Source organism: Nonomuraea sp. NPDC050540, assembly GCF_044457485.1.
GTDB lineage: Bacteria > Actinomycetota > Actinomycetes > Streptosporangiales > Streptosporangiaceae > Nonomuraea.
This window is the reverse complement of the sequence record NZ_JBITHA010000032.1, coordinates 41,578-66,157: the sequence shown is the minus strand read 5'-3', so window position 1 is coordinate 66,157 and position 24,580 is coordinate 41,578. Positions and strand designations below refer to the sequence as shown.

Below are 24,580 nucleotides of genomic sequence, written 5' to 3'. Positions count from 1 at the left end.
CGGACGCGCCACCCCTCACCGGCCCAGGTCGTCCCATTCCTGGAGCAGGTGGGCCGTGGCCGCCGCGGGGGCCGTGAACGACCAGCGGCCCGGCGGCAGGTTCAGGGCGCAGCCCCCGTCGGCCAGCCTGGTGGTCGGCAACTGCTCGCTGAGGCCCATGAGGAAGGTGCCGTTGACGGTCATCCCGTCCCAGGCGCCCCGCACGGGCAGCACCGCGCGGGCGCTCACGCCCTCCGGCACATCGAAGGTGAACTGGACCCCGTCGGGCCCGGCCCGCCAGCCCGACTCGACGGTCCCCGACGCGCTCGCGTAGCGGGCGTGCGCCTGGCGCAGCAGCGGGACGGGGCCGGGACGCAGCAGCAGTTCGCCGAAGCCGCCACCCGTCCCGCGCGGGTCGTCGCCCAGGCCCGCCACGTGCCGGAACAGCCAGTCGCCCACGCAGCCGTAGGCGTAGTGGTTGAAGGAGTTCATGGCCGGCGTCTGCAGGCCGTGCCGGTGGTGCCAGGCGTCCCAGCGCTCCCACATGGACGTCGCCCCGGCGCGGAGCTGGTAGCGCCAGGACGGGTAGCCCTCCTGGTTGAAGATCCGGCACGCCAGGTCGTGGTGGCCGGTCTCCGACAGCACGGGCAGCAGCAGCGGAGTGCCGACGAAGCCCGTCATGAGCCGGTGCCCGTCGGCGCGGACCAGTTCGCCCAGCGCCTGCGCCGACGCGGCCCGGTCCTCGGGCGGGACCAGGTCCCAGGCGAGGGCGACGGCGTAGCCGGTCTGCGTCTCGGTGTGCAGCCTCGGTCCGTTGAGGAAAGCCTGCTGGAAGGCGCCCGACACGCGGGTGAAGGCCTCGCCGTACTCCGGCGCGTGCGGTTCGCCGAGCACGTCGGCCACGTGCGCGACCAGGCGGAGACTGCGGGCGAGTGCGGCGGTGGCGATGAGGCTCTTGGGCGTCTCGACCGTGCCGGGGGCCAGCCAGTCGCCCAGGGCCCGGCCCGGCCTGATGCCCCCCTCGGCCTGGGCCAGGCAGTAGTCGGCCCAGCGCCGCATCGGGTCGTACGCGCGGCGCAGCGTACGGTCGTCGCCGTAGCGCCGCCACAGCAGCCACGGCACCTCGACCAGGGCGTCGGACCATACGGGAGAGTCGTAGCCGTACTCGGGCAGGACCGGCGCGACATGCGGGACCGCGCCGTCGGCCCGCTGCCCGTCGATCAGCGTCGTCACCCAGCCGGACAGGAACGCCTGCGTGTGCCGCAGGAAGCTGAGCGTCGAGCCGAACACCGAGATGTCGGCCGTCCAGCCGGCCCGCTCGTCGCGCTGCGGGCAGTCGGTCGGCACGCTCACCAGGTTGCCGTCCGCCGACGCGCCGATGTTGGCGACCAACTGCCGTACGGCGGGGTCGCTCACGGTCAGCGAGCCGGTGACGGCCAGAGCCGAGGACAGCAGCACCGCCTCCAGGTCGTCCGGCGTCAGCGTGCCCGGCCAGCCGGTGACCTCCGCGTAGCGGAACCCGTGCAGGGTGAACGCGGGCTCCGCGACGTGCGAGCCGGAGCCGAGGACGAACTCGTCACGCTGGTCCGCGGTGCGCAGGTTGTCGGTGTAGAGCCGCCCGGTCGCGGTCAGCTCCTCCCCGTGCCGCACCACGATCCGTACCGGGCCGGGCGCGTCGACGCGCAGCCGTACCCGCCCGACGACGTTGCGCCCGAAGTCGGCCACCTGGACGCCCGGCACGGGCTCGGTCACGGACACGGCGGGCACCGTGCCCGTCACCCGCACCGGGGGAGCGGGGTCGGCCTCCACCACGATCTCCGGGGCGGGGATCTCCACGGCGGGTCCCGCCTGCGCGGAAGGGGCCTGGACGGTCTCGCCCATCACCAGGTCGGCACGTGGACGGCCGAGATCACGCACGGTCCAGGTGGCGTCCGTGGCGGCCACGCGGCGGACCCCGCCGGAGTCCCGCACCAGCACCTGGGCGCTGGCGGCGGGCCGGTCGCCGTAGCGGCGCGGGCCGCCGCCGGCCACGTGACCCGCGTACCAGCCGGGCGCGAGCCACAGCTCCAGCTCGTTCTCACCGGGTACGAGCAGATCCGTGAGCTCCAGCAGCCGATAGCGCGTCCGGTGCCCGTAGTCGGTCCAGCCGGGGGCCAGTTCCTCCTCGCCCAGCCGTACCCCGTTGAGCAGCGCCCGGTAGAGGCCCAGCGCGGTGGCGGCCAGCCACGCGCGCCCGGACCGCCAGGTGAAGGACCCGCGCAGGCTCACCGCCGCCCGCGGGTCTCCGGCCAGCCACGGAGCGGTCCACTCTCCCCGCAGGCCCGTGGTGAACGCGCCGGTCGCGTGTCCTTCCACACTCCACGTGTACGGCATGAGCGGATCCAGCCGCTCACCCGGCACGTCCACGACGTTCGACCCGGCGGGCACGGACGACCGCCACACCTCACGCCCGTCCGCGGACACGGTGACGGCGGCCGCCGCGGGCAGCCGGGCGTCCCATGACAGCCTGGGCTCGTCCACGCCCACCGGATCCGCCAGACCACACGTCAGGCCCGCCCGCGCTCCGGGCGGAGCCGGACGGATGTAGGGCGTCTGCGCGCCCGAGACCTGGACCCCCGAATCCCGGTTCACGCATCGAGCCCGGTGGTGAAGGCGTTGTGCAGGCCGTCGACGTCGACGCCGGACAGGCTCGGCGCCATCACGTTGATCAGCAGCACGAAGCAGGCGTCCTGCTCCGGGTATATCCACCACTGGCAGCCGGAGGCGCCGCCGTGCCCGTACAGCCGCCGCTCCAGCAGGCCGGGGGCCGCGTTGCGCAGGTTCCAGGTGAGGCCCCAGTCCTGGCCTGCGTTGACCGGGTCGGGCTGCAGCTTGACCAGGCCCGTCGTCTGCGGGGTCGTCATGGCGGCCAGCGTGGTCGGGTGGATCAGCTCGCGGTCGCCGCGCAGCAGCGCCCCGCCCAGCGCCAGGAGGTCCTCGGCGCGGGAGAACAAGGCTCCCGCGGGGTGGCGGAGCCGTACGAACGCGTCGAAGTCGAAGCCGGGCCCGAGCAACTCGAGGCCGTGGACCTCGGCCGGATCGCAAGCGGGATCGAACGTGATCCGCCCGCCGCCCGGAACCAGCGTGTTCAGGTCGGAGTCGATCACGTCGGCCACGTCGCGGCCCGTGACGTCACGGACCATCTCCGCGATCCCGGCGAAGGCCAGGTTGGAGTACTGGCTGAGCGTGCCCGCCTCGAACATCGACGGCGCGGTGAGGAGGTGCTCCACCAGGCTGTCGGGCGTGAGCGTCTGCTCGGCGATGCCGCTGGTGTGGGTGAGCAGGTGCCAGAGCGTCACGTCGGGCCGGGCGAAGCGCGGCAGCACGTCGCGCAGCGGGCGGCGCAGCGACAGCAGCCCGCGCTCGACCTGGCGCAGGGCGACCAGCCCCATCAGCGGCTTGGTCACCGAGAACAACGCGAAGTGGTCGTCGGTCCTGGTCGGGCGCCCGTCGTGCTCCCCGAACGCCTCCAGCACCTGGATCCCGCCGGAGGTGGCGGCGCCGAACACCGCGCACGGCAGCCGCCCCGCCTTGATCTCGCGCCTGACCCAGTCGAGCGCGAAGTCGTGAGTGGTCATCCCTTGAGTGCACCTTCCGTAAGACCGGCCAGGACGCGCTTCTGCGCGACGACGTACACCGCCACGAGAGGCAGCGTGGTGAGCAGGACGTGGGCGAAGACGAGGTTCCAGTTCAGGCTCTGCAAGGTGCCGGAGGCGAACTGGAACAGGCTCAGCGGCAGCGTGGCGTTCGCGCTGCCCTGGAGCAGGAAGAGGGCGAAGAAGAAGTCGTTCCAGACGTTGATGATCAGGATCACGCCGCCGACGAACAGCACGGGGCGCAGCAAAGGCAGCAGGACGCGGACGAAGACCTGCGGCCGCGAGGCGCCGTCGATGGCGGCGGCGTCCTCCAGGTCGCGGGGGAACGCCCGCACGAACCCGGTCGCCAGGAAGATCACGATGCCCAGGCGGCAGCCGGTCATCGTCAGCACGTAGCCGAGCGAACCGCCGTCCAGCGACAGCGCGCGCAGCAGGTAGACGGTCGGGATGATCGACGGCGGCAGAAGGATCGACAATCCCATCACGAAGTACGCCGCCTGCAGCCACCGCGACCGGCTGCGCCCGAACGCCCACGCCGCCGCCGCGCCCAGGAGCACCACGGCCACCACGATCGGCACGGTCACCTTGAGGCTGTTGAGCAGTCCCATCAGGTAGCCGCCCCGGTCGAGCACGACGCCGTAGTTCTCGGCGATCGCCCACGTCCTGGGCAGGCCGAGGCCCAGCTCGGCGGCCTCGCCCGCGGGTTTGAACGAGTTGACGACCACGAGCCAGATGGGCACGATCACCCACGGGATGGCGAAGAGCGTCAGCGCCGCGTACTTCACGAAAGCCTTCATCCCGTCACCTCCCTGCGCCGCAGCCACCACACCAGGGGAACGGCGGTGGCGATCACCAGCAACGTCACCGTGAACCCCAGCGCGCTGGCCGAGCCGAAGAAGCCCTGCCCCCACTGCTGGCGCATCACCACGTTCAGCGCCCGCGTGTGGTCGCCGGGCCCGCCGCCGGTGGTGGCGGCGATCACGTCGTACGCGCTGAGCGCGCCCACCAGCGTGACCGCCACGTTGAAGGTCAGCGCCGGGGCGAGCATCGGGAACACCACCCGCCGGAACCGGGTCCACGGCCCGGCCCCGTCGACGGTCGCCGACTCCAGCAGCGACTTCGGGATGGAGTTGAGTCCCGCGATGTAGACGAGGGTGATCAGCCCGCTCCACTTCCACGCGTCGATGAACGCGACCACCACCAGCGCGGTGGCCGGTTCGCCCAGCCACGCCCACTCCAGGCCGAGGAAGGAGTTGACTGCCCCGTCGGGGGCGAGCAGCCCGCGCCAGATGTATCCGGCGGCCAGCGGCGAGATGAGCGTCGGCAGGAAGAACGCCGAGCGGAAGACGGTGTTGATCCGGCTGGTCCGCTGCAGGGCCAGGGCCAGCGAGAGGCTGACCGTGTTCTGGATCGCCATGCACAGGATCGCGTACAGCACGGTCACGGTGACCGCGTTGGCCAGCAGGTCCTGGTCGATCAGCGTGCGGACGTTGTCCAGCCCGTTCCAGGTGATCTCGGCGCGGAAGCTCGTCCAGGAGGAGAACGCGAACCGGACGTTGAGCAGGAACGGGGCGACGAAGAAGACCGTGACCAGCACGATCGCGGGCAGTGCCCACGGCAGCCAGGCCGCCCGGTTCCGCATCACCATCCGGGCAGCCCTGCCGCCTTGGCCGCCTGCTCGACCTGGCCCTGGAGCTGGGCCGCCGCCTTCTGCGGATCCTTCTGCCCGGCGATCAGCTCGGACATGAGCTGGGCCAGCCCGCCCATGCCGGGGATGTCGGAGTTGAAGGCGATGACCGCGCCGGTGTCGTAGGCCTTCTTGACGTCCCGCAGCACGGACGAGACGCCCTGCGGGTCGGGCACGTCCTTGAAGACGGGGAAGGTCTTGGACGCGGTGATGTACTCGGCGTAGGCCGGGCCGGTCATGAAGCGCACGAAGTCGAGCGAGGCCTTCTCCCGTGCCGCGTCACCGGTCTTCGGCAGGTAGAACGTTCCGATCGGGCCGGGCGCGTAGGTGACGAGCGGCTTGTCGCTCGACAGGCCGACGAAGCCGACGGACTCGTCGACGGTCTTCTGGTCGCCGCCCGCGGCCGCGAGGAGGGCCGGGAGCATGTCGGAGTGCTGGGCGACCATGGCGGCCTTGCCGGTCACGAGGGCTTTCATGGAGTCCTCGAACTTGGCGGTGACGATGTCCTTGTTGAAGCAGCCGTCGCTCTTCAGCTTGGCGTAGGCGGTCAGGCCGGAGACGAAGGGGGAGCCCGCGTCGGCCAGCGTGCTGCTGTGGCCGGCGATGGCCTTGCCGTACGCGTTGGACTGGTTGGCGCCCGCCAGGTAGAGGATGGGCAGGATCTGCACCGGCCAGATCGACCCGCCCGACTCGAAGACCGGTGTGACCCCGGCGGCCTTGAGCTTGGGGCAGGCGGCGGCGAGCTCGGCGAAGTTCGTGGGCGGGGTCAGCCCGGCCTTGGTGAAGACCGTCTTGTTGTAGTAGAGGCCGAAGACCTGGGGGAAGCCGGTGATGGCGGCGTAGACCTTGCCGTTGACGGATCCGGCGGCCTGGTAGAGGTCGCCGGACCTGGCGATGTACGACTCGCCGGTCAGCTCGCGCAGGTTCTGGGCCGGGTTGAGGGCGAGCAGGCCGCTCACCGTGGCGTGGTACTCCAGGATGTCCGGGCGTTCGCCGGTGGCCCACTTGGTCTGGGTGGTGTCCTCGAAGCCGTCGGACGGGATCGACACGAGCTCGATCTTGTGGCCGGACTGCTTCTCGAACTTCTTGTACATCTCCAGCAGCGGCGCCGGGTCCGCGCTGTTGTGCCAGAGGGTCAGCTTCACCTGACCGGTCCCCTCCGGGGCGGAGGATCCGCAGCCGGAGAGTGACAGGGCGAGGACGGCGCCGAGTGCCGCGCCGAGCAGACGGGATGGTGCTCTCACGCCCGCCCTCCTGTTCATGTTGGGTAGTCTTCGTGTAGAACGTTCTCCATTGGTAGGGCATGAGAGAATAGCCCGTCAAGAGGTAGACCTGAGTAGCGGTGGAGAGCTAGCCTCCATTTTTAGAAATCGTTCTACGAAGACTCGACGAAGGACGGCGTGTGACGAGCGGACGGGTGACGATCGCCGATGTGGCCAGGCGGGCCGGGGTTTCCACGGCCGCCGTGTCCAAGGTGGTGCGCGGGGCCTACGGCGTGAGCGCGGAGATGCAGACCAAGGTAACGCAGGCCATCGACGAGCTGGGCTACCGTCCGCACGCCGCGGCCCGCGCCCTGCGCGGTCGCACCTACACCCTCGGCGTCATGCTCTCCGACACCCGCAACCCGTTCTTCCCCGACATCATCGAGGGCGTCACCGGCCGGCTGGGCGACACCGAGTACCAGGTGCTGCTCGGACCCGGCGGGATCGAGCCCAAGACGCAGGCCAGGATGACCGACGCCATGATCGACCGGAGCATGGACGGGCTCATCCTGATCTCGCCGGTCATGACGGACGCCGAACTCGCCGCCATCGCGACGGCCACCCCGGTCGTCGTGGTGGGCAGGCACGGCGGCGCCGCGGCCTACGACGCGGTCGTCGACGACGACGTGATGGGGGCCAGGCTCGTGGTCGACCACCTGGTCGGGCTCGGGCACACCCGGATCTCGCACATCACCCACCTGGAGCGGGCCCGCGCCCAGGGGCTGCCGCACACGGTGCGCGCCGAAGGCTACCGCCAGGCGATGCGCGCCCACGGGCTCGCCGACGACGTGCTGGCCACCTCCTTCACCGAGGTGGGCGGCTTCGAGGGCGCGCGGGAGCTGCTCGCCCGCGCCGACCGGCCCACGGCGATCTTCGCCGGGGCCGACATCGCGGCGCTCGGCGTGCTGCGCGCCGCCGACGAGGCGGGCCTGTCGGTGCCGGAGGACCTCTCCGTCGCCGGATACGACAACATCGGCATCGCCTCGCTGAAGCGCATCTCGCTCACCAGCGTCGACCAGGACGGGCACGTGATCGGGGCGACCGCCGCGCGCCTGCTCGTCGAACGCATCGAGGGGCGCACACGTTCGGTGACCTCGTCCGTGTCGCCCACGCTGATCGTCCGCGGAACCACCGGACCGCCTCGCCCCTGAGAACCGGGCCGCATGCCGGGGGACTGCCGCGGCCCACGCAGAAAAACGTTCCGGCCGTCACATGCCGTGCGTTAAAACGATTCAATGGAAGGACCCCCCACGTGAGACGACTCGCTCTCCTCGCCCTTCTCCTCCCGCTGGTCGCGCCCGCGCAACCGGCCTACGCTCAGACGTCCGCCGCCCTGGCCTGCCCGGTCAGGGTCGACCCCGCCGCGTTCGCCTCCGAGGCCCGCCTGAACACCCTGGCCGAGCAGCAGGAGGCGTTCGGCCCCAGGCCGACCGGCTCCACCGCGCACGCCGGCTACGTCGACTGGCTGGAGGACGAGATGGCGGCCATCCCCGGCCTCCAGTTCTCCTCCCTGCCCTACGACATCGACCGCTGGGACAGCCTCGGCACCGGCCTGACCGTCGGCGGCACGGCCGTGCAGGTCGCGGCCCCCGTGCCGTTCTCCTCCTCCACCGGAGCGGGCGGCGTCACCGCGCCGCTCGTCCACCTGGCCGCCGGCACGAACATCACCGCCGCCAACGCCGCCGGGAAGATCGTCGTCAGAGACCTGCCCTGGACCAACGTGCCCAACCTGCTCTTCTATCCGCTCGGCCTCGGCTACTCCATGTACGACCCGGGCATGACGATCAACCTGCTCGGCTCGGAGTCGATGGAGGCCCCGGCCGCGGCCGACGCCGACCTCAAGGCGGCCGCCGCCGCGGGCGCGGTGGGCGTGATCGAGGTCAGCCAGCTCCCGCACGCCCAGATCCAGGGCATGTACGCGCCCTACGAGGGCCTGCCGTACGGCGTGCCGGGCGCGTACGTCGGCGCCGACCAGGGCAAGCAGATCAAGGACGCGCTGGCCGCCGGTCAGCCGGTCCAGGCCCAGCTGACCGTGAACGCCGCCTGGACGCCGACGACCACCCGCACCCTGCTCGCGACGCTGCCCGGCGGGAGCGCCCAGAAGATCGTCGTGGAGAGCCACACCGACGGCATGAGCCCGGTGTGGGACAACGGCCCGCTCACCATGATCGAGATGGCCCGCTACCTGTCGACGCTCCCGGTGGAGTGCCGTCCGCGTACCGTGCAGTTCGCGTTCGTGACCGGCCACCTCTACCAGCACCTGACCGGTCCCAACGTGCGCGAAGGCGGCGCGGGCCAGCTCGCCGCCCAGCTCGACGCCGAGTACGACCAGGGCGGGGTCTCCTCCGTCGTCGTGCTCGAGCACCTCGGCGCCAAGCGCTACGACGCGGTCGCCAGGCCGAACGGCCTGCCGGGCAAGCAGCTCGTCGCCAGCCCCACCCTCACCGAACTGCTGATGGTCCCGGTCAGCGAGAGCACGCCGCTGCGCGAACTGGTCAAGGGCCACGTCCAGTACTGGGACGTGAAGCGCACCGCGGTCCTCAAGGGCCTGTCGGCGGCCGACCTCGGCACGGTGCCGCACCACTGCGGCTTCGGTGGCGAGGGCACGCCGTACAACCAGCACCTGCTGCCCGTCATCTCGCCCATCGCCGCGCCCAAGACGCTGTTCTCGCCGCAGTTCGGCGCCGAGGCGATCGACCTGCCGGCGATGCGCAAGGCGTCGCTCGCCTTCACCGACGTCGTGCTCGACCTCGGCCCGATGGCCCAGTCGGCCGTCGCGGGCGACGTGACCGCCATGCGCCAGCAGCGCGCCTCCGGTACGCCGGGGTGTGCGTGAGCATAGACAGGAGGACGCTCGTGCGCCGGCACACCATCGCCGACGCCGGGTGTCCGCTCACCGTGGGAAACGGGGAGTTCGCCTTCACCGCCGACGCGACCGGGTTGCAGACCTTCGCGCCGCTGGGCACGCAGGCGCAGTGGGGCTGGCACACGATGCCCAACCCCAGGGGCCACGTGCTGGAGGACGCGCTCACCGACTACGACGGCGTCGGCTATCCGGATCTGTATCCGGCCACCGAGGCGGGCGGCTGGCTGCACGTGAATCCGCACCGCCTGCATCTGGGCCGGATCGGCCTCGATGCCGGCCCCGCAGCCGTGCTCGGCCGGTCGAAGCAGACCCTCGACCTGTGGACCGGGCTGCTGTCCAGTTCCTTCGAGCTGGACGGCGTGCCGTACGAGGTGGAGACCGTCTGTCACCCCGAGCGGGACCTGCTGGCCATCCGCGTCGCGGGCGGCGCGATGATCAGGATCGCCTTCCCCTACGCCAGCGACGGCTGGCACACCACCGCCGACTGGGACAAACCCGGCAGGCACGCCACCACGCACGAGCAGGACGGCTCGCGCTGCGACTTCGTCCGGATCCTGGACGATGACCGCTACCACGTGGCCGCCGGGTGGGCGGGGCCGGCGCGGCTCACCTCGCCCGGACCTCACGTGTACCTGATCGAGAGCGAGGAACTCGTCGTCGAGTTCTCCCCGCGTCCCGTCAGCGGCGCTCTCCCGTCCTTCTCCCAGGTCAGTGCGGCCGCCGAGGAACACTGGGAGAGGTTCTGGACCAGCGGGGGAGCGGTGAGCTTCGAGGGCAGCGCCGACCCGCGGGCGCCCGAGCTCGAACGCCGGGTCGTGCTCTCGCAGTACCTCACCGCGGTCAACTGCGCCGGCTCCACCCCGCCGCAGGAGACGGGCCTGGCCGTCAACTCCTGGAGCGGCAAGTTCCACCTGGAGATGCACTGGTGGCACGCCGCCCATTTCGCCCTGTGGGGCAGGCCGGAACTGCTGGAGCGCAGCCTGCCCTGGTACCGCGAGATCCTGCCGGCGGCCAGGGCCACGGCCGCGCGGCAGGGGTTCCGCGGCGCCCGCTGGCCCAAGCAGGTGGGGCCGGAGGGCAGGGAGAGCCCGAGCGAGATCGGCGCCTTCATCGTCTGGCAGCAGCCGCACCTGATCTACTTCGCCGAGCTACTCCGCCGGGTGCGCCCGGAGGCGCTGGAGGACTACCGGGACCTGGTGTTCGAGACGGCCGCGTTCATGGCCTCCTTCGCGGGCGGCGGGCATCTGGGGCCGCCGCTGGTCCCGGCGCAGGAGTCCTACCACGAGTCCAGGCGGGTGGTGCGCGATCCCACGTTCGAGCTGGCCTATTGGTGGTGGGGGCTGGAGACGGCCCAGCGGTGGCGGGGCCTGCTCGGCCTCGATCCCGACCCGGAGTGGGCGCGGGTCCTGCGCGGCCTGGCCCGGCCGACGGTGCGCGACGGCGTCTACGCGGCCGTCGGCGTGGAGCCGTACACGATCAGGACCGATCACCCCTCGATGACCGGCGCGCTCGGGTTCGTGCCGCCGACCCCGCTGATCGACCCCGAGATCATGCGGGCCACCCTGCACGACGTGCTCGCCGACTGGGACCTGGAGAGCACCTGGGGCTGGGACTATCCGATGCTCGCCATGTGCGCGGCCAGGCTCGGCGAGCCCGGCACCGCCGTGGACGCGCTGCTGATGGACGCCCCGAAGAACACCTACCTGGCCAGCGGCCACAACCACCAGTGGCCCGATCTGCTGCCGCTCTACCTGCCGGGCAACGGCGGCCTGCTGGCCGCCGTCGCCCACATGGCGGCGTCGAAGTGCTTCCCGGAAGGCTGGCGGGTTCAGGCGGAAGGGGTGGTCGCGATGCCGTGATCGGGGCCGGCGAGCAGGGCGACCGTGTAGTGGTAGAGGTCGCCGGCCGACGACGTCAGGGTGGCGACGCGGCCCGCGCGCACCTCCGAGGCGATGAACTCGGTGGTCCCGTAGACGATCAGGCGGGGCACCGCGGCACGCAGCGGCGGCAGCGAGGGATCCTCCAGCCTGGCCCGCGCGGCCAGCGCCGCGAGCATGTCGAGGAAGGGCCGGTAGGCGGCCTCACGCTGCTCGACGGCCCGCTCACCCGCCCTCGGCAACTCCACGAAGTACGCCTGCGCGTACTCCGGGCGCTCCTGCCACCACCGCAGGTAGGCGTTCATCCCGAGCCGGAGCGCCTCGTTCCAGCGTTCGCCCGCACCCGACGCGGCCGTGGAGATCGAGTCGATCATCTCGGGCAGGTCGCGTTCGCATCCGGCGAGGAAGCACGCCTCCTTGTCGGCGAACTGGGCGTAGAAGGCGTTGCGCGAGACCCGCGCGGCGGCGATCACGTCCGGCACGCTCGTCGCGGTGTATCCACGCCTCGCGACGAGCTTCAGCATGGCCTCCACGAGGCGTTCCCGCTGGGAGGTGCGCACTGTGTCGGGGGAGAGTCCGTGCCGCCCCCTGGGGAGTGGCCGGGCCGCCGGAACTTCCTTCTGTTCATGTCTTGACATCGCTCACCGATCGTACTTCCCTCTGTTGGGAGACGTTCACGTCTCCAAATAATCTACGAGGTGACCATGGAGAACTTCACCCGTCGGCAGGCATTACGGGCAGGGGCGCTCGGCCTCATGTCGGCCGGATTCCTGTCGTCGACCACCGAGGCCGGCGCCGCCGCCTCCACGATCGAAACGATTTACAAGGCAGCGGGTCCGTGGCCGGTCGCCACCGGCACCTCGGGCGGGCACCGGCTCTACTACCCGTCGAACCTGGGCTCGGGCGGCGCCACCCACCCGATCGTCACCTGGGGCAACGGCTCGTGGGCCACTCCCGACAACTACCCGGGGCTGCTCAACCACCTCGCCTCCTGGGGCTTCGCGGTCGTCGCCTCCACCGACACGACCACGGGCACCGGCGCCGAGATCCTCGCCGCCGCCCAGCACCTCGCCGGTCTCAACACCGACCCGGCCAGCGTCTTCCACGGCAAGCTCAACACCGCCCAGGTCGCCGCCGTCGGGCACTCCCAGGGCGCGGGCGGATCCATCAACGCGGCCAACGACTCCGCCGGGCTGATCAAGACCGTCGTGCCGATCGCCGTGCCCGCGCCGTGGATGGCCAGTCCGGGGGACGAGTTCTCGGTCGCCGACCTGACCTGCCCGGTGCTCTTCCTCAGCGGCGCGAACGACTGGCTGATCTCCTCGGCCGCGACCGTGCAGGGCCACTACGACCAGGCCACCGCCGGAGCGGGCAAGGCGCTGCTCAAGGGCGCGGGACACAACGACATCCAGAACACCGGCGGGGCCTTCCTCGGCTACGTGACCGCCTGGCTCAGATACCGCCTCCAGTCCGACACCCAGGCCCGCGGGGCGTTCGCCGGCGCCACCCCCGAGCTCCCCACCAACACCGCCTGGCAGAACCAGGCCCTCAAGAACCTCACCTAGGAGAACCACCATGGCGGATCTGACGCGGCGTGGGCTCCTCGCCGCCGGCGCGCTCACCCTGCTCGCCGGATGCGGCGACGACCAGCCTCGGCAGCAGGCCGCGGACGGCAAGCCGCAGGGCACGGTCAACGTCTGGCTGCACGGCTCGCAGGACACCGGCCGGCAGTTCCAGGAACTCGTGCACCGCTACATGGCCGACTTCCAGATCGACGTGAGACTGCTCTACCTGCCCGTGGGCCAGCTCGACGCCAAACTGCTGACCGCCTTCAGCGGCGGCGCCCCGCCCGACGTCTTCAAGATCGGCCACTGGAGCTTCCCCGCGCACGCCAAGAAGAAGCGGCTCGCGCCCGTCGACACCAAGGCGCTCCCGCTGCAGAACTACGAGCCGGGCACGACCACCCCGCTCACCTACCAGAACGTGCCCTACGGCGTGCCCATCGACTTCAACCCCTGCATGCTCTACTACCGCAAGGACCGGTTCAAGGAGGCCGGACTCGACCCCGACAAACCCCCGGCGACCTGGGAGGAGGTCGCCGAGTACAGCGCCAAGCTGACCTCGGGGGACCGCAGGCGGGTCGGACTGCAGTGGCTCTACGGCGACCCGCAGTGGGCCCTCATGATGCTCACCGCCCTCATCCAGGGCAAGGGCGGCACGTTCCCGGCGCTCGCCACCGAGCATGGCGTCAACGCCCTGACGTACATGTCGGGGATCGGCAACCCCAAGCTCTCCAACCCGCTGGGCGCGCTCGGCCTGTTCTACTCCGGCGAGGCCGCCATGGTCGTCAGCGGCGCCTTCCTCGGTCCCGCCCTGGAGAAGCTGGGCAAGGACAAACTCACCTTCGGCAAGCAGTACGGCGTCGCGCCCATCCCCGCCTGGGACGGCGGCAAGTCCGTCGTACCCGCCTACACGTGGGGATGGGGCGTGGCCAAGGACTCACCCAACCAGTTCACCGCCTGGCACCTCGTCAACTACCTGCAGGGCGCCCCGTCGGTGACCGCCAACCTCGACAACGGCATCATCATCCCGACCAAGGGCTGGCGCGAGGCCGGGCCGCGCGGCAAGTCCGAGATCATGAAGATCGTCGCCGACAGCCTCCCGCACGTCGACTTCGGCCCGATCATCCCCGGCACCCTCGAACTGGCGAAGGCCGCGGCGAGCGCCATCGACTCCGTCGCCCACGGCAAGTCGGCCCCCGCCCAGGCCGCGGCGACCTTCGACTCCGCCGTGCGACTGATCCAATGAGAACCCGGCCCCAGGCCACGGCGGGGGTGGCGCTGACCCTCCCGGTGGCCGTCTTCTTCGTCGTGTTCTGGCTCGTCCCGTTCCTGGCCGCCATCTATCTCAGCTTCACCGACTACGAGATGGCGGGGACGCCCAGCTGGATCGGCCTCGCCAACTACGAGCGCATGTTCGCCGACCCCGGCTTCCTCAATTCGGCGTGGATCACCGTCGTCTACACGGTCTGCACGGTCGTCCCGACGATCGTGCTGGCCCTGCTGGTGGCGGTGCCGCTGAGCAAGCCGGGACGCCTCAACCGCTGGCTCAGGGCGCTCGTCATGATCCCGGCCGTGATGCCGCTGGCCGCCACGTCCATGGTCTGGGTGATCATCTACTCCGACCGCGGCCTGGCCAACACCCTCGCCGGCCTGGCCGGGATCGAGCCGCAGTCCTGGCTGACCAGCTCCGACCTGGCCATCTGGGCCCTGGTCGTGATGGTCGTCTGGAAGAGCATGGGACTGTTCGTGATCATCCTGACCGCCGGTCTCCAGGCCCTGCCCGGCGAGGTGTACGAGGCCGCCGCCATCGACGGCTCGGGAGCGGTGACCACGTTCACCCGGATCACGCTCCCGCTGCTGCGCAGGACCCTGCTGTTCGTCCTGGTCATCTCGGTGGCCGGATCGATGCAGGCGTTCGTGCCCGCCTTCCTGCTCACCGGCGGCGGGCCCGCCGACGCCACCCAGGTCCTGCCGTACTACATCTGGGCCAACGCCTTCCCCTACGAGCACATGGGCTACGCCGCCGCCATGGGCATGGTGCTGCTCGTCGCCATGGTGATCGTCTCGGCGCTGCAGTTCGGGTTCCTGAAGGGCGGCGACGAATGAGGATTCTGCGCGCCACCTGGCTGATCGCCGCGGTCGGGGCGATGCTGCTGCCGGTCTACGTCATGCTCGTCGTCGCCTCGGCGCCCGACGACACCGACCTGCGCGGGCTGGTCTTCAACGGCTTCCACCTGCCCGAGAACATCCAGGTGCTGTTCGGCGCGGGCAACCTGCCCACCTACCTGCGCAACAGCCTCATCCTGTGCGTCGGCACCGGCCTCCTGGACGTGATCTTCTCGGCCGCCGCCGGATACGCGATGGCCCAGCTGTCCTTCCCCGGCCGCCGCGTCCTGTTCGCGCTGGTGGTCGGTACGCTCGCGCTCACCCCGATGGTCCTGGTCATCCCCGTCTTCCTCATCGTGAAGGAACTCGGCTGGGTCAACACCTTCCAGGGCATGATGGTGCCCGGCATGATCAGCGCGTTCGGCGTCTTCCTGGTGCGGCAGTTCGCCCTCGGCATCCCGAAGGAACTGCTGCTGGCCGCGCGGGTCGACGGCGCGGGGGAGTTCCGCATCTTCGCGCGCATCGCCGTGCCGCTGCTCAAGCCCGCGCTCATCACCCTGTTCCTCGTGCACTTCCTGGCGCAGTGGGACAACCTGCTGTGGCCCCTGATCGTGGCCAACGAGCAGGAGCTGTGGCCGCTGCCGGTGGGACTGGCCAACTTCCAGAGCGAGGTCGGCATCACCTACCACCTGACCACCACCGCGGCACTGGTCACCGCCGTGCCACCGTTCATCCTGATGGTGGCGCTGCAGCGCTACTACGTGGCGGGGCTCACCTTCGGAGGGCTGAAGCGATGATGGACTGGATCGAGACGATCGTTTCGCAGGGCATCAGGCGCCCCGGCTACCCGGCCGACGACTGGACCGCCGCGTGGGCCGCCGAGCGCTTCACGGAGTTCGGGCTCCATGACGTACGGCTGGAGCCGGTCGAGCTGCCCGTCTGGCGGCCGGTCTCCGCCTCTTTGGAGGTGCGCCTCGACGCCGATCCGTCCCGGGTCGTGCGGGTGGCGGCGTCGGCGCTGCCGTACACCACACCGAAGGCGGTCGTGAGCGCCCCGGTCAGCCGTGAGGTCGTGCCGGGCGCGATCGTCGTGCCCGAGTACACCTTCACCGAGCTGCCGCAGTCGTTCGTCAGGGATCTGGCGACGGCCGTGCACGACCCCGAGGGCGTCTTCGACGAGCTGGTCCAGACGCTGCCGTTCCAGCTCGACTACCTCGACGTCATCCAGGGCGTCATGGACGGCGGCGCCGCCGCCTTCGCGGGGGCGCTGACCGGGGTGCCGTGGGAGACCCGCGACTACTACGTGCCCTACGACGCCGTGCACCGCGACCTCCCTGCCGTCTGGCTGTCGGGCGGCGACGCGCGGCGGGTGCTCGACCTGGTCGACGACGGCCCCTGCACGGGCACGCTCACGGTCGAGTCGGAGACGGGTCCGGCCGTCTCGCACAACGTGATCGGCACGCTCCCCGGCCGCTCCGATCAGTGGGTGATCATCGGCTCGCACCACGACGCGCCCTGGGCCTCCGCCGTCGAGGACGCCTCGGGGATCGCGCTGGTGCTGGCCGCCGCCCGCCACTGGGCGGGCGTGCCCGAGCACGACCGGCCGCACAACCTGATCTTCCTGCTCACCGCGGGGCACATGGCGCACGCCGCGGGCACCCGGGCCTTCATCGAGACCCACCGCGACCTGCTGGGCGACGTCGTTCTCCAACTCCACCTGGAGCACGCCGCGCGGCGGTGCGTGGTCGTGGACGGCGAGCTGGTGCCCACCGGCGATCCCGAACCCGGCTGGTGGTTCACCACCAGGAAGCCGGAGCTGGAGAGCCTGGTGGCGAGCGCCCTCGTCGCGGAGGACTTGAAACGTTCGTTCGTGCTGCCGCCGGACGTGTTCTCCCCGATGCCGCCCACCGACGGGGCCTTCTTCCATCCGGAAGGGGTGCCGCTCGTGCACTTCCTGTCGGCGCCCATGTACCTGTTCGACTCGGCCGACACCCTCGACAAGGTGCACGAGCCCAGCCTTGAGCCGCTCACCCGGGCGGCGATCAGAATCGTCGAAGGGACGGCCGGATGGCGCCGGGCATGATCGTGCGAACCACCGCCGGGCTGGTCGAGGGCAAGGCCGAGGAGGGCGTGCTCGCCTTCCTCGGCGTGCCGTACGCCGCCCCGCCCTTCGGCGAGCACCGCTTCGGCCCGCCCGCTCCCGCACTTCCCTGGCACGGTGTACGGCCGGCCGTCACCCACGGCCCGGCCGCCCCGCAGGCGGCGGGGGAGGACGTCGGCCTGTACGCGCCCGACGTCTTCGAGCCCGGCGAGGACTGTCTCCACCTCGACATCCGCACCCCGTCGCCCGGCGGGACCGGCCTGCCGGTCCTGGTCTGGATCCACGGCGGCGCGTTCTCCATCGGCGGCAACGGCGCGGCCTGGCACCAAGGCCACCGCTTCGCCCGCGACGGCGTGGTCTGCGTGGCGATCAACTACCGGCTCGGCTTCGAGGGCTTCCTGGCCCTGGAGGACGCCCCGCTCAACCGGGGCGTGCTCGACTGGCTGGCCGCGCTGGAATGGGTACGCGACAACGTCGCGGCCTTCGGCGGCGACCCCGGCAACGTGACGATCGCCGGTCAGTCGGCGGGCGCCGCCGCCGTCGCGACCCTGCTGACGATGCCCCGCGCGGAAGGGCTGTTCCGGCGCGCGATCGTGATGAGCGGCTCGGCCGGCCTGGTCGCCACCGAGCAGGAGGCGCGCGACTACGCCAAGACGCTCGCCACCCGGCTGGGGATAGCGCCGACGAGGTCCGCCTTCGCCCGGCTGTCCCCCTCGGAGCTCGTCGCCGAGCAGCCGCCGCCGCTGGCCGGCGGCTCCGGCGGGCTCAACGAGTCGGTGCCGATCAAGCCGGTCGTCGACGGCGACCTGATCCCGGCCGTCCCGCTGGCCGCCCTGCCCGCGAGCGCTCACGTTCCGCTGCTGGTCGGCTGCACCTCCCAGGAGGCCGACGTGTTCGTCCGCCGCATGGCCGCCGACGTCGACGAGGCCTCCGCGCAGGCTCTGCTCGACCACCTCGGCGTCCAGGTCGGCGAAGCCGGCCTCACACCCGCCGAGCGGGTCGGGCGCGCCTTCACCGAGCACCTGTTCGCCCGCGAGACACGCTGGATCCGCGAGGCCAGGCCCGCCTACGCCTACGAGTTCCGGTGGGAGTCGCCCGTCGAGAGCCCGGCCGGCGGCGGACGTGTGGGCGCGGTGCACAACCTCGACCTGCCGTTCGTCTTCGACGTGCTCGACGCGCCCGGCGTCGAACGCACCGCGGGGCCGGACGCGCCCCAGGAACTGGCCGACGCGATGCACGCCGCGTGGGTCCGCTTCGCCCGCACCGGCGATCCAGGCTGGCCACTTGATCTTCTACGGAGGTTTTGACATGCGGTCCTACGCGAGCGCGGTAGCGCCGGCCCCGCTGCTGGGCGAGACCATCGGCGACAACTTCGAGCGTACGGTGGCCCGCTTCGGTGACCGGGAGGCCCTGGTGGACGCGCCCTCCGGCCGTCGCTGGACCTACGCCGAGCTCGACGCCGACGTGAACCGGCTGGCGCTCGCGCTCCTGGCCTCCGGCATCGCCAAGGGCGACCGGATCGGCATCTGGGCGCCCAACTGCGCCGAGTGGGTGCTCGTGCAGTACGCCACGGCCAAGATCGGCGCGATCCTGGTCAACGTCAACCCCGCCTACCGCGCCCACGAGCTCGACTACGTCGTCAGGCAGTCGGGCCTGCGCCTGCTCATCAGCGCGCTCACGCACAAGGGCAGCGACTACCGCGCGATGGTCGAGGAGATCGGGTTCGCCGACGTCGTCTACCTCGGCGAGCCCGGCTGGGACGCGTTGCTGGCGCGGACCGTCCCCGAGGAGCGGCTGCGCGAGCGCATGGCGTCGCTGGGCGCCGACGACGCGATCAACATCCAGTACACCTCGGGCACGACCGGTTTCCCCAAGGGCGCCACGCTCTCGCACCACAACATCCTCAACAACGGTTTCTTCGTCGGCGAGCTGCTCGGCTACACCCCCGATGACCGGATCTGCCTGCCCGTGCCCTTCTACCACTGCTTCGGCATGGTGATGGGCAACCTCGGCGCCACCTCCCACGGCGCGTGCGTGGTCATCCCCGCGCCCGGCTTCGACCCCGATGCGACGCTGCGGGCCGTACAGGAAGAAAGATGCACTTCCCTGTACGGCGTGCCGACCATGTTCATCGCGGAGCTGGAGCTGGCCGCCCGCTTCGACCTGTCCAGCCTGCGCACCGGCATCATGGCGGGCTCGCCCTGCCCCGTCGAGGTGATGAAGCGCGTCGTCACCGAGATGAACATGGCCGAGGTCGCCATCTGCTACGGCATGACCGAGACCTCGCCCGTCTCCACCATGACCAGGCCGGACGACAGCCTGGAGCGCCGCACCGAGACCGTCGGACAGGTGATGCCGCACGTCGAAGTCAAGATCACGCACCCGGAGACCGGGCTGACCGTGCCACGCGGCGAACCCGGCGAGCTGTGCACCCGCGGCTACTCGGTGATGCTCGGCTACTGGAACGAGCCCGCGAAGACGGCCGAGGCCGTCGACGCCGCCCGCTGGATGCACACCGGCGACCTGGCCACCATGGACGCCGACGGCTACGTCAACGTGGTCGGCCGGATCAAGGACATGGTCATCAGGGGCGGCGAGAACGTCTACCCGCGCGAGGTCGAGGAGTTCCTCCACCGCCACCCCGACGTCGCCGACGTGCAGGTGGTCGGGGTGCCCGACGAGAAGTACGGCGAGGAGCTCATGGCCTGGATCGTCCTTCGCCGGGGCGGCGCACCGCTGACCGCCGAGGCCGTCAGGGAGTTCTGCGCGGGCAAGCTCGCCCACTACAAGATCCCGCGCTACGTCCACGTCGTCGACGGGTTCCCGATGACGGTCACCGGCAAGATTCGCAAGGTCGAGATGCGGGAGGAGGGCATGCGCCTGCTCGGGCTCGACCGGTGAGCCTCGGGTGTGCGCCTGCACGAGGGCGACGAGGAGGCGGGCGTGGCCGCGCGGTCAATGTCCTGTTGTCAATCCCGTCCTGCTCGGCGGTGGTACCCGGCTGTTCGACGCCGTGTCTCCCAGAGCTGAACTCCGCCTGACTCACACGCGCCCGTTCGCTTCCGGCGCCATGCTCCTCACTTACGAAGGCCCGCGTAGCCAGGCCGTCGCTGACAATTCGGATTTGCCGGGGTATAAGGATCTTGAAAGCTAGAACGCCGAACGCATAGGAGCAAGATGCGCAAGATCCTGGCCACTATCTCCCTTCTCCTCTTACCCGGCTGGGCGTTGGCCCAGCCCGCCCACGCCGCTGATGACACGGGAGCCATCACCGGCAAGATCGTTACAGCCGAAGGCGCGCCCGCCCGGTTCGCGGCGGTGGCTCTGACGGACGCCGCCACAGGCATCGGTCAGGGCGAGGTCTTCACCCAGTTCGACGGCAGCTATTCCCGTCCGAACCTCCGCCCGGGTATCTACAAGCTCCAGATCCGCTACCAGGGTCGCTATCAATGGGTACCCCAGAAGATCGCCTATGAGGACGGCGCCGTCTTCACCGTCACCGCCGGGGCCACCACCGTGGTGGACGAGACCTTGCTGCCCGGCGCGGTGCTGAACGTCAAGCTCGTCGACGACCGCTCGGGAAACCCCGTGAGCTCGGCCTGCGTCTCCGTCGGGATCGACCGCGTGTGCGACCAGGCGGGCGGGCTGTTCACGTTCACCGACCTTCCCGGTGGCGAGCACAACGTCGAGGTGAACGCCCCCGACGGGCTGCACCGTGCGGTGACCCGGCGCGTCGCCACCGTCCTCGGCCAGACCACCGACGTCGAGATCCGCCTGGCGCCGTCGGCGGCGATCGCCACGGTGGTGCGCGACCGGGTGACGGGAAGCCCGGTTCAGGGCGTGTGCGTCATCGCCCTGCCTCGCTACTTCGGTCAGGTCGGCTACCAGGACTGCAAGTACCGAAGCGCCGCCGACGGCACGGTGGTCGTGGGCGAACTCGACAGCGGCACCTACTCCCTGCTCGCCGTGCCGGGCCTGGACCACGGCATCCAGTGGGTCGGATCCTCCGGCGGCACCGGCAGCCAGTACCGCGCCCAGCGGCTCAAGGCGGTGGTCGGATCGGCCACGCGGGCGAGCCAGATTCGGCTGGACCAGGCCGGTACCGTCACCGGCGCCATCACCGACGCGGACACGGGCGAGCCCATCCGGCACGGCAACGCCTGCGTGACCATCCTCCCCCTGCGCACCGGGCAGAGCAGCGTCGGCGGAGCAACGTGCACCACGGCCGAGGGCACGTTCGAACTCCGTGGCCTCGGCCCCTACGCCTGGCCGATCCAGTACACGGCCAAGCTCTTCTCCAAGTACTACGCCTGGGAATGGTCGGGGCGCGCCGCCGACAGACGCTCGGCCGTACCGGTCAAGGTCACCTCCGGCCAGAGCGTGACCGCGGACGCCGCACTGAGAAGCGGGGGAACGCTGACCGGCCGCACCCTGAACAAGGACGGCACCGTCTACTCCGGATTCGTCGACCTGTGGAGCTACAACACCCGCACCGGCGATGTCGCGGGACCGGCCGAGTACGGCAACGGCGGCGCCTACACCCTCCGCGGGCTCGCCGGCCAGCACGTGAAGATCAAACTCTGGGCGTCCGGCCGCGGCTTCCGCTGGCACGAGGACGCGGCGGCCTTCGAGGGGGCGGACCCGGTCCGCGTCACCCGGGGCCGCGAACGCACGCTCGACATCACCCTCCCGTCCCCGTCCTGACCTGTCATCCGGTACGGCTCCCGCCGAGGAAGGCGGGAGCCGTACCGGACCGATGAAGGGCTCTCATGTGGGAGCGGCGCGGAGGGCGTCGACGAGGGCGCCGAGGGCGTGGCGGTAGGTGTGCTCGGCGGGGGTGGCGTAGCCGATCACGATGGCCGGCGGCGTGTTCTCCCGCCGGTGGTAGAAGGGCGACAGGCCCTCGACGTGGATGCCGCTTCGTTCGAGGTGGCCGAGCAGGGAAGCCTCGGAGCCGGTATGCGCGGGGAACTGGAGCACGGCGTGCAGCCCGGCGGCGACGCCCGACAGCCGCGCGTACGGCAGCTGCCCGGCGATCGCCTGGCCGAGGAGGTCGCGGCGGCGGCGGTAGCGGGTTCGGCAGTGGCGGATGTGCCGGTCGAGTTCGCCGGTCTGGATGAGCCGGGCGAGGACGAGCTGGTCGATCACGTTGACGTACGACTCGTCCCAGCGCGTCGCCTCGTGTAGCGGGTCGACAAGGCTGCCGGGCAGGACGAGCCAGGCGAGGCGCAGGCCGGGGGCGATGGTCTTGCTGGTGGTTCCCACGTAGATGACCCGGTCGGGGGCCATTCCCTGGAGCGCGCCGACGGGGCGGCGGTCGTAACGGAACTCGCCGTCGTAGTCGTCCTCCACGATGAGTCCGCCGGACCGCCTGGCCCAGGAGACGAGCTCGACCCGCCGGGCCGGGCTCAGCGTGACCCCCAGCGGATACTGGTGGGCGGGGGTGACGACGGCGGCCGATTCGTCGGTGAGCCGGTCGACGAGCAGCCCGTCCTGGTCGACGGGGATGTGACGCGCGCGGTGTCCCAGCTGCTCGGTGAGGGCGGGGTAGTCGGGCTCGGTCGGATCCTCGTAGGCGATCGCGCTCCCGGGACCGGCGTGGTGGCTCAGGACCTGGCACACCAGCCGGAGCGCCTGGGCGTATCCGGCGCACACCACGATGTGGGCGGGGGTGGTGGCGACTCCGCGTGCCCGGCCGAGGTACTCGGCCAGTGCCTGCCGCAGCTCGACGGCGCCGGTCCGATCCCGGTAGCCGAACGCGGTGTTGGGCGCGGTCCGCAGGACGTGGCGCGTGGCGGCGAGCCACTGACGTCGCGGGAACGCCGCCAGGTCGGGGAAGCCCGACCTGAGATCGATCCCCGGTACGGCCGGCAGCGTCGCGCGCGACGGGCGCGGGGACTCGATGGGCGGAGCGGGCTGCGGCGCCACGCGCAGGCCCGAGCGCGGCTTCGACTCCAGATACCCCTCGGCGACCAGCTGGTCCAGGGCCTGGGTGACGGTGCCACGCGAGACCCCGAGATCGTTCGCGAGCGTCCGCGACGAAGGCAGCCGCGTTCCCGGCGCGAGCCGTCCGCTCCGTACGGCCTCACGCAGAGCGAGCTCGAGCCCGGCTCTCAGCCCTTCACCCGTGCCTGCCTGAAGATGAAGATCCAACCCCGAACTGGACCATTGATCTCGCATAAATCTGGACTATATCTCTGAGCCAGATGCCACCTACGTTGAAGGCATGAGGCACCTTGCCATGGCCATCGGGCTCACGGAGTACTTCCTCGGCCAGGCCGCCCCCGCGGCGACGGCGACAGAGGCGGAGGCGGACCCGGATCGATCGGGCGGCGACCGGTTGTGGGGCATCGCCCGCTGGGCCAGACGCGTGGCCCGCCCCCCGGACCGCTGACCCGCGTCGGCGCCCCTCGCCGGCACGTCCACGCCGGCCGGGCCTCCTGGTGGTTCACCCCTCTGATGGAGTCTGGCGTCGTCCTGCCGGTGGAACGGCCGGGGTCAGGTGGGACTGGCGGTAGGCGCTGGGGGTGATGCCGTAGGCCCGGCGGAAGGCGCGGGAGAAGGAGGAGGTGTTCGGGAAGCCCCACTGGGCGCCGATCGCCTGGATGGGATGCCGGTGCCTGGACGGGTCGGCCAGTTCTTCGCGGCATCGTTCGAGGCGGCGTCGCCGGATCAGCGCGGACACCGTGTCGCCGCGGCCTTCGAAGAGGGCGTAGAGGGTGCGGAGCGAGATGTTGTGACGGGCGGCGACGGCCTGGGGTGTGAGCCGGGAGTCGGCCAGATGGTGGTCGATGAAGGCGTCGATGCGGTGCAGCAGGACCTGCCGGCGGGTTTCCTCCGGAAGGTGCCGCCATCTGGCGAGTTCCTGGGCGAGCAGGCCGGCGGCGAGGTCGAGCACGGTGCGTTCCAGTACCCGCAAGCCCAAGGGCGTGCATTCGGCGGCGTGGGCGTCGATGGAGGTCAGGAACCGGCGAAAGACGGCGCCCAGTCCTTGGCGGGTGCCGAACCGGTGGCCGAGAGCCGCGTCGAGCCGGTTCTGGGGGAGGGGGATCGTGCCACGGGGGATGCGGAGGAGGGTGACCGCTGTGCCGCGGGGGGCGGGCGATCCGGCCGAGTAGGGGTGCGAGGTGTCGAACAGGACCACGTCCCCGGGGTCCATGACGCTGACGGTGCGCCGTTGGGAGATCGCCTTCCGCCCGTGGGTGATCAGCCCGAGCAGGTAGTCTTCCGGGTCGCCACGGCGGATCAGGTGCGGCGTACGCCATGCGAGATGGTCGGACTGCACGTGCTGGGACAGTTCGATCCGGCCCAGGCGCAGCACGCGTGCCGATGCCTGGAAGCCCGCGGGGTCGGTGATCTTCAGCCGGTGGGGCGCGATGGTCTGTGCCACCACGTCCTGGTACCAGTCCGTCCTCTCGCGCGCGGGAACGTCGTCCGTGGCCACCCGTACCCACACAGCGTCTTCCTTTCCGTTCGATTAGTGTCCTCCATATACTATCTATGGG

The 24,580-nt window shown here is 71.0% G+C and carries 20 protein-coding genes; 12 read left to right on the top strand and 8 right to left on the bottom strand.

Annotation, left to right across the window (positions count from 1 at the left end; translation table 11 throughout):
• Positions 1-15: 15 nt before the first annotated feature.
• The 5 genes from ACIBI5_RS52170 to ACIBI5_RS52150 are packed head-to-tail and all read right to left on the bottom strand — an operon-like array spanning position 16 to position 6,545.
• On the bottom strand, positions 16-2,610 hold the full coding sequence (locus tag ACIBI5_RS52170; protein ID WP_397258962.1) for a family 78 glycoside hydrolase catalytic domain: 2,595 nt from the start codon (positions 2,608-2,610) through the stop codon (positions 16-18).
• Positions 2,607-3,596, bottom strand: coding sequence for a serine hydrolase domain-containing protein (locus ACIBI5_RS52165; protein ID WP_397258960.1), 990 nt, complete (start codon positions 3,594-3,596; stop codon positions 2,607-2,609). The genes ACIBI5_RS52170 and ACIBI5_RS52165 overlap by 4 nt, the downstream gene beginning before the upstream one ends.
• The gene (locus ACIBI5_RS52160) at positions 3,593-4,411 is read right to left on the bottom strand and encodes a carbohydrate ABC transporter permease (RefSeq protein WP_397258958.1); all 819 of its coding nucleotides are present in this window, start codon (positions 4,409-4,411) and stop codon (positions 3,593-3,595) included. The genes ACIBI5_RS52165 and ACIBI5_RS52160 overlap by 4 nt, the downstream gene beginning before the upstream one ends.
• A complete protein-coding gene (locus ACIBI5_RS52155; RefSeq protein ID WP_397258956.1) occupies positions 4,408-5,262 on the bottom strand; it encodes a carbohydrate ABC transporter permease in 855 nt (284 codons plus the stop codon). Before ACIBI5_RS52155 ends, ACIBI5_RS52160 begins: the two co-directional genes overlap by 4 nt.
• Positions 5,256-6,545, bottom strand: a complete 1,290-nt coding sequence (locus tag ACIBI5_RS52150) for an ABC transporter substrate-binding protein (protein WP_397258954.1) — start codon at positions 6,543-6,545, stop codon at positions 5,256-5,258. Before ACIBI5_RS52150 ends, ACIBI5_RS52155 begins: the two co-directional genes overlap by 7 nt.
• 158 nt (positions 6,546-6,703) lie before the next feature.
• On the opposite strand from ACIBI5_RS52150, the gene ACIBI5_RS52145 reads away from it, so the two are divergent.
• The 3 genes from ACIBI5_RS52145 (at position 6,704) to ACIBI5_RS52135 (ending at position 11,288) form a co-directional block, all read left to right on the top strand.
• Complete coding sequence (locus ACIBI5_RS52145) at positions 6,704-7,714, top strand: LacI family DNA-binding transcriptional regulator (RefSeq protein WP_397258952.1); 1,011 nt, start codon at positions 6,704-6,706, stop codon at positions 7,712-7,714.
• Between the two features lie 101 nt (positions 7,715-7,815).
• Positions 7,816-9,399 (top strand): hypothetical protein, encoded by a 1,584-nt coding sequence (locus ACIBI5_RS52140; RefSeq protein WP_397258950.1) that lies wholly within the window; start codon positions 7,816-7,818, stop codon positions 9,397-9,399.
• Between the two features lie 20 nt (positions 9,400-9,419).
• Complete coding sequence (locus ACIBI5_RS52135) at positions 9,420-11,288, top strand: hypothetical protein (RefSeq protein WP_397258948.1); 1,869 nt, start codon at positions 9,420-9,422, stop codon at positions 11,286-11,288.
• On the opposite strand, the gene ACIBI5_RS52130 is transcribed toward ACIBI5_RS52135, so the two are convergent.
• Positions 11,258-11,830, bottom strand: a complete 573-nt coding sequence (locus tag ACIBI5_RS52130; protein ID WP_397258946.1) for a TetR/AcrR family transcriptional regulator — start codon at positions 11,828-11,830, stop codon at positions 11,258-11,260. The two genes, ACIBI5_RS52135 and ACIBI5_RS52130, sit on opposite strands and share 31 nt — an antisense overlap.
• 180 nt (positions 11,831-12,010) lie before the next feature.
• Between ACIBI5_RS52130 and ACIBI5_RS52125 the strand changes: the two genes are divergently transcribed.
• The 8 genes from ACIBI5_RS52125 (at position 12,011) to ACIBI5_RS52090 (ending at position 21,779) form a co-directional block, all read left to right on the top strand.
• Complete coding sequence (locus ACIBI5_RS52125) at positions 12,011-12,871, top strand: alpha/beta hydrolase (protein WP_397258972.1); 861 nt, start codon at positions 12,011-12,013, stop codon at positions 12,869-12,871.
• Between the two features lie 10 nt (positions 12,872-12,881).
• Positions 12,882-14,114: an extracellular solute-binding protein gene (locus tag ACIBI5_RS52120; protein ID WP_397258944.1), complete on the top strand. Its 1,233-nt coding sequence runs from the start codon at positions 12,882-12,884 to the stop codon at positions 14,112-14,114.
• Positions 14,111-14,974 (top strand): carbohydrate ABC transporter permease, encoded by an 864-nt coding sequence (locus ACIBI5_RS52115; protein WP_397258942.1) that lies wholly within the window; start codon positions 14,111-14,113, stop codon positions 14,972-14,974. Before ACIBI5_RS52120 ends, ACIBI5_RS52115 begins: the two co-directional genes overlap by 4 nt.
• Positions 14,971-15,771 (top strand): carbohydrate ABC transporter permease, encoded by an 801-nt coding sequence (locus tag ACIBI5_RS52110; RefSeq protein WP_397258940.1) that lies wholly within the window; start codon positions 14,971-14,973, stop codon positions 15,769-15,771. Before ACIBI5_RS52115 ends, ACIBI5_RS52110 begins: the two co-directional genes overlap by 4 nt.
• Positions 15,768-17,057 carry a M28 family metallopeptidase gene (locus tag ACIBI5_RS52105; RefSeq protein WP_397258938.1) on the top strand — a complete coding sequence of 430 codons (1,290 nt, stop codon included), beginning with the start codon at positions 15,768-15,770 and terminating at the stop codon, positions 17,055-17,057. Before ACIBI5_RS52110 ends, ACIBI5_RS52105 begins: the two co-directional genes overlap by 4 nt.
• A complete protein-coding gene (locus ACIBI5_RS52100) occupies positions 17,054-18,382 on the top strand; it encodes a carboxylesterase/lipase family protein (RefSeq protein ID WP_397258937.1) in 1,329 nt (442 codons plus the stop codon). Before ACIBI5_RS52105 ends, ACIBI5_RS52100 begins: the two co-directional genes overlap by 4 nt.
• 1 nt (position 18,383) lies before the next feature.
• Positions 18,384-19,976 (top strand): AMP-binding protein, encoded by a 1,593-nt coding sequence (locus ACIBI5_RS52095; RefSeq protein ID WP_397258935.1) that lies wholly within the window; start codon positions 18,384-18,386, stop codon positions 19,974-19,976.
• 276 nt (positions 19,977-20,252) lie between these two features.
• Positions 20,253-21,779, top strand: coding sequence for a carboxypeptidase regulatory-like domain-containing protein (locus tag ACIBI5_RS52090; protein ID WP_397258933.1), 1,527 nt, complete (start codon positions 20,253-20,255; stop codon positions 21,777-21,779).
• Positions 21,780-21,842: 63 nt separating this feature from the next.
• On the opposite strand, the gene ACIBI5_RS52085 is transcribed toward ACIBI5_RS52090, so the two are convergent.
• Positions 21,843-23,228 (bottom strand): PLP-dependent aminotransferase family protein, encoded by a 1,386-nt coding sequence (locus ACIBI5_RS52085; RefSeq protein ID WP_397258931.1) that lies wholly within the window; start codon positions 23,226-23,228, stop codon positions 21,843-21,845.
• Positions 23,229-23,301: 73 nt separating this feature from the next.
• Between ACIBI5_RS52085 and ACIBI5_RS52080 the strand changes: the two genes are divergently transcribed.
• Positions 23,302-23,469, top strand: a complete 168-nt coding sequence (locus ACIBI5_RS52080; RefSeq protein ID WP_397258930.1) for a hypothetical protein — start codon at positions 23,302-23,304, stop codon at positions 23,467-23,469.
• A gap of 54 nt (positions 23,470-23,523) precedes the next feature.
• Here the strand turns inward: ACIBI5_RS52080 and ACIBI5_RS52075 are convergent, their stop codons facing one another.
• Positions 23,524-24,531 carry a helix-turn-helix domain-containing protein gene (locus ACIBI5_RS52075; RefSeq protein WP_397258928.1) on the bottom strand — a complete coding sequence of 336 codons (1,008 nt, stop codon included), beginning with the start codon at positions 24,529-24,531 and terminating at the stop codon, positions 23,524-23,526.
• Positions 24,532-24,580 lie beyond the last annotated feature (49 nt).